General features: G+C 68.8%; 5 protein-coding genes. All 5 read left to right on the forward strand.

Going from position 1 to position 5,116, the window contains the following annotated elements:
* The coding region (gene map / locus CCN51_RS32110; protein ID WP_086860394.1) for a type I methionyl aminopeptidase at positions 1–501 on the forward strand (501 nt) is incomplete at its 5' end.
* 157 nt (positions 502–658) lie between these two features.
* On the forward strand, positions 659–1,786 hold the full coding sequence (efeO, locus tag CCN51_RS32115) for an iron uptake system protein EfeO (protein ID WP_014180251.1): 1,128 nt from the start codon (positions 659–661) through the stop codon (positions 1,784–1,786).
* A gap of 13 nt (positions 1,787–1,799) precedes the next feature.
* A complete protein-coding gene (gene efeB / locus CCN51_RS32120) occupies positions 1,800–3,167 on the forward strand; it encodes an iron uptake transporter deferrochelatase/peroxidase subunit (RefSeq protein WP_014180250.1) in 1,368 nt (455 codons plus the stop codon).
* A gap of 70 nt (positions 3,168–3,237) precedes the next feature.
* Positions 3,238–4,215, forward strand: coding sequence for an iron uptake transporter permease EfeU (efeU, locus tag CCN51_RS32125; RefSeq protein ID WP_014180249.1), 978 nt, complete (start codon positions 3,238–3,240; stop codon positions 4,213–4,215).
* Positions 4,148–5,071, forward strand: coding sequence for an SCO2278 family lipoprotein (locus CCN51_RS32130; RefSeq protein ID WP_483883454.1), 924 nt, complete (start codon positions 4,148–4,150; stop codon positions 5,069–5,071). Before efeU ends, CCN51_RS32130 begins: the two co-directional genes overlap by 68 nt.
* Positions 5,072–5,116: the final 45 nt, after the last annotated feature.

Consider the following 5,116-nt stretch of genomic DNA (forward strand, 5'->3'; position numbering starts at 1 on the left):
ACCGTGCTGCGCGACGGCGACATCGTGAATCTCGATGTGACCGCGTATATCGGCGGTGTGCACGGCGACACCAACGCCACCTATCTGTGCGGCGAGGTGGACGACGAGTCGCGGCTGCTGGTGGAGCGCACCCGGGAATCCCTCAACCGCGCGATCAAGGCGGTCAAGCCGGGCCGCCGGATCAACATCATCGGCCGTGTCATCGAGTCGTACGCCAAGCGTTTCGGCTACGGCGTGGTCCGTGACTTCACGGGCCACGGCATCAACTCGTCGTTCCACTCGGGCCTGATCGTCCCGCACTACGACAGCCCGCATCACACCACCGAGATCAAGCCGGGGATGACCTTCACGATCGAGCCGATGCTGACGCTCGGCAGCTACGAGTACGACATGTGGGACGACGGCTGGACGGTCGTCACCAAGGACCGGAAGCGGACGGCTCAGTTCGAACACACGCTCGTGGTGACCGACACAGGCGCGGAGATTCTGACCCTGCCGTAGGGGCGTATTACACATTTTTTACTCTCAGCTTACGGATTCTTGGGGCTGAGCTGGAGCTGGGTAGGTAAGCCTCAGTTAAGTTAGGGCGGCCTATCCGGCCCCTGTCTCGACATGCCGCCATGTCGGCATGCTGCCCGATCTCGACTGGAGTCCGTTTATGAGAGCCGCCCGCTCTTCCGCCGTCACCGCCATCGCGGCGGTGGCCTCGCTGGCCGCCGTGTCCGGCTGCGCCGAGAAGTCCGACGCCAAGGGCTCCGACGCGATCCGGATCACGGCGTCCAACGACAAGTGCGAGGTCTCCAAGACCAAGTTCCCGGCCGGGCACGTCAAGCTCGCGGTGGAGAACAAGGGCTCCAAGGTCACCGAGGTGTATGTCTACGCGCCCGGCGACCGGATCGTCACCGAGCGGGAGAACATCGGCTCCGGCCTCAAGGTCAGCATCACCGCCGAGATCAAGGCGGGCACCTACGAGATCGCCTGCAAGCCCGGTATGAAGGGCCACGGCATCCGGCAGAAGGTGACCGTGACCGGCGGCAAGGTCGCCAAGCGGAACCCGAAGCTGGACAAGGCCGTGGCCGACTACCGCGCCTACGCCCAGGCCCAGGCCGACGAGACGCTGCCGAAGGCGCAGGCGTTCGCGGACGCGGTCAAGAAGGGCGACCTGGAAGCCGCCAAGAAGGCGTACGCGCCCTCGCGCGTCGGCTGGGAGCGCACCGAGCCGGTCGCCGAGTCCTTCGGCGACATCGACCCGAAGGTCGACATCCGCGAGGACGGTCTGGAGAAGGGCCAGAAGTGGACCGGCTGGCACCGGCTCGAGAAGTCCCTGTGGAAGGACAAGAAGATCACCGCCGAGGACAAGACCCTCGCGGACCAGCTGATCAAGGACCTCAAGGACTGGCAGAAGCGGGTCGGCACGGCGGACATCACCCCCACCGGCATGGCCAACGGCGCCAAGGAGCTCCTCGACGAGGTGCAGACCGGCAAGGTCACCGGCGAGGAGGAGCGCTACAGCCACACCGACCTGGTCGACTTCGAGGGCAATGTCGACGGCGCCCAGAAGTCGTACCAGCTGCTCAAGCCGGTGGCCTCGCAGAACAACCCGGCCCTGACCAAGGAGCTGGACAAGCAGTTCGCGGCGGTGAAGAAGCTGCTCGACAAGTACCGCGAGGGTGACGGGTTCGTGTCGTACGACACCGTCGGCGAGGCCAAGCGCAAGGAGCTGTCGGACGCGGTCAACGCCCTGGCCGAGCCGCTGTCCAAGCTCGCCGCGGCCGTGGCGAAGTAGGGGCACGCCGACCATGACCGACCAGCCCACGACCGACGACCAGCCTGTGACCGACGACCGGTCCGCGACCGACGACCGGTCCGTGACCGACGACCAGCCCGCGGCCGAACCGCCCACGGATGACGCCGCCACCCGCCGCACCGTCCCCTCCCGCCGTGCGCTGCTCGGCTGGGGCGGCGCCGGGCTCGCGCTGGGCGCCGCGGCGGGTGGGGGTGCCGCGGCCGCCCTCAGCAACTCCGACGCGACCGCCCAGCCGGTGGCCGACAGCGGGGCCGCGGTGCCCTTCTACGGCGCGCACCAGGCCGGGATCGCCACCGCCGTACAGGACCGGCTGCACTTCGCGGCCTTCGATGTCACCACCGACGACCGCGACGAGCTGATCGCGCTCCTGAAGGAGTGGACGAAGGCGGCCGCCCGGATGACGCAGGGCCACGCGGTCGGCGGCGGCGCGGTCGGCGGGCTCGCCGAGGCCCCGCCGGACGACACGGGCGAGGCGCTGGGGCTCAAGCCGTCCCGGCTGACCCTCACCTTCGGCGTCGGGCCGACCCTCTTCAAGGACAAGAAGGGCAAGGACCGCTTCGGCCTCGCCGGGCGCCGCCCGGAGGCCCTGCTCGAGCTGCCCGCGTTCCCCGGCGACAACCTGGACGCCGCGCGCAGCGGCGGCGACCTGTGCGTCCAGGCGTGCGCGGACGACCCGCAGGTGGCGGTGCACGCGATCCGTAACCTGGCCCGTATCGGCATGGGCAAGGTCGCGATCCGCTGGTCGCAGCTGGGCTTCGGCAAGACGTCCTCGACGACGCCGGACGCGCAGACCCCGCGCAACATGATGGGGTTCAAGGACGGCACCCGGAACATCGCGGGCACCGACTCCGCGGCCCTGGACAAGCATGTGTGGGTGGGGACCAAGACCGGCCCCGAGTGGCTGGTCGGCGGCTCGTATCTGGTCGCCCGCCGGATCCGGATGCACATCGAGACCTGGGACCGCACTTCCCTCCAGGAGCAGGAGGACGTCTTCGGGCGCACCAAGGGTGAGGGCGCGCCCATCGGCAAGCCGCGCGAGCGCGATGAGCCGAACCTGAAGGCGATGCTGCCCACCGCGCATGTCCGCCTCGCCCACCCGGACTCCAACGGCGGGGCGCGGATCCTGCGCCGCGGCTACTCCTTCACCGACGGTACGGACGGCCTGGGGCGGCTGGACGCGGGGCTGTTCTTCCTCGCGTACCAGCGGGACGTGCGGCAGGGGTTCATCCCCGTGCAGCAGAAGCTGGCGCGCAACGACGCGCTCAACGAGTACATCCAGCACGTGGGTTCGGCGCTGTTCGCCGTCCCGCCGGGCGTCCGCGGCGCGGACGACTGGTGGGGACGGGCGCTGTTCACCTGAGCGGCCCGAGAAGTACGAACGGCCCGAGAAGAACAAGCGGCCCGAGAAGAACAAGAGAAAGGCCAACCTCGTGTTCGGCAACTACCTGGTCGGACTGCGCGAAGGGCTGGAAGCCAGCCTGGTCGTCTGCATCCTCGTCGCATATCTGGTCAAGACCGACCGCCGGAAGGCGCTGCGGCCGGTCTGGCTGGGCATCGGCGTCGCGGTCACGGTGAGCCTGGGCTTCGGCGCGGCGCTGCAGTTCGGCTCGCAGGAGCTGACCTTCAAGGCCCAGGAGGCGCTGGGCGGTTCGCTGTCCATCGTCGCGGTCGGCCTGGTGACCTGGATGGTGTTCTGGATGCGGCGCACCGCGCGGCATCTGAAGGCCGAGCTGCACGGCAAGCTGGACGCTGCGCTCGCGATGGGCACCGGCGCGCTGGTGGTGACCGCCTTCCTGGCGGTGGGCCGCGAGGGCCTGGAGACCGCGCTGTTCGTCTGGGCAGCGGTGCAGGCCAGCAACGACGGCACCTCGCGGCCGCTGATCGGGGTGGTGCTGGGGCTGCTCACCGCGGTGCTGCTGGGCTGGCTGTTCTACCGCGGCGCGCTGAAGATCAACCTGGCGAAGTTCTTCACCTGGACCGGCGGCATGCTGGTCATCGTGGCGGCGGGCGTCCTCGCGTACGGCTTCCACGACCTGCAGGAGGCGGAATTCCTCCCCGGTCTGCACAGCCAGGCCTTCGACATCACCGGGACCATCCCGCCGGACTCCTGGTACGGCACCCTGCTCAAGGGCGTCTTCAACTTCCAGGCGGACCCGACCGTTCTGCAGGTCACGGTGTGGCTGCTGTATCTGGTCCCCACGCTCGCCTTCTTCCTGCTCCCCGGTAGGGTTGCGCCGACCAGAGCAGTCCCGAAGGAGCCCAAGTCCGATGACACGCAGGTCACAGCGTCGGCGGTGCGCAGTTCCGACAGCCGCGGCAGCAGCGGCGGTGACGCTGGCGATGACGCTGACAGGCTGCATGACGGTGCACGGCGAGCGGGAGAACATCCCGTCCATCGCGAAGGGTGAGGCGCCCAAGGCGCTCAAGCGGTTCACGGATGTCTACAACAAGTCCTACAGCAAGCTGGATCCGGCGCTGGCAGGCCAGGTCCAGACCGGCCCGCTGCTGGACATCAGCGCCGCCGACCTGAAGGCGCAGCACGCCGACAAGCCCGACGGGAACCCCGATTACCCGCCGCTGAAGCTGGGCGACGCGCGCTATGTCATACCCAAGCAGGTCGGCTGGCCGAAGTTCTTCGTGGCGAACACCGAGAGCAACCGCGACGACAACCGCTGGCTGCTGGTCTTCACGCGGGACGGGGCGAACGAGCCGTGGAAGGCCGCGTATCTGTCGATCCTCAGCCAGGACGAGGTGCCGGACTTCCAGATCGACAAGGACGGCTGGGCGAAGTCCGTACCGGCCGAGGGGGCCACGCCCAAGCTGGCGTCGCGGCCGGATGAGCTCAGCGCCGAGTACACCGAGTATCTGATGACCGGCAAGGGTGAGGTCTTCGCGGACGGCCAGGCGACGTCGGGGCTGCGGACCTCGCGGAAGAAGTTCCTGCGCACCCCCAAGTTCTGGACCGAGTACATCGACACGGCCGCGGAGGGCGCCCGCTACGCCCCGGTGGGGCTGCGCCTGAGCGACGGCGGGGCGCTGGTCTTCTTCACCTCCCACCACCGGCAGAAGCAGACCATGGCCAAGGGCTACCGGCCCAACCCCACCCCGCAGATCAAGGCGCTGATGACCGGCGAGGCGAAGAAGTCGGTGACCTTGACCCGGGTGTCGGAGTCGGCGGTACGGGTGCCTGCGAAGGACGCGGCGGACCCGAAGGTGGTGTTCCTCAACCGGCTGGAGGGCGTGACGGCGGCGAAGGGCGAGTAGACCCTACTGAGTAGGCCCTGCTGAACAGGCCCCACCGAGCACGCC

Source organism: Streptomyces milbemycinicus, from assembly GCF_002154605.1.
In the GTDB taxonomy this organism is placed as follows: Bacteria; Actinomycetota; Actinomycetes; order Streptomycetales; family Streptomycetaceae; genus Streptomyces; species Streptomyces milbemycinicus.

Coding starts and splice junctions, on each gene's coding strand:
- efeO (WP_014180251.1), top strand. CDS start 659: ATGAGAGCCGCCCGCTCTTCCGCCGTCACCGCCATCGCGGCGGTGGCC.
- efeB (WP_014180250.1), top strand. CDS start 1,800: ATGACCGACCAGCCCACGACCGACGACCAGCCTGTGACCGACGACCGG.
- CCN51_RS32130 (WP_483883454.1), top strand. CDS start 4,148: ATGACGCTGACAGGCTGCATGACGGTGCACGGCGAGCGGGAGAACATC.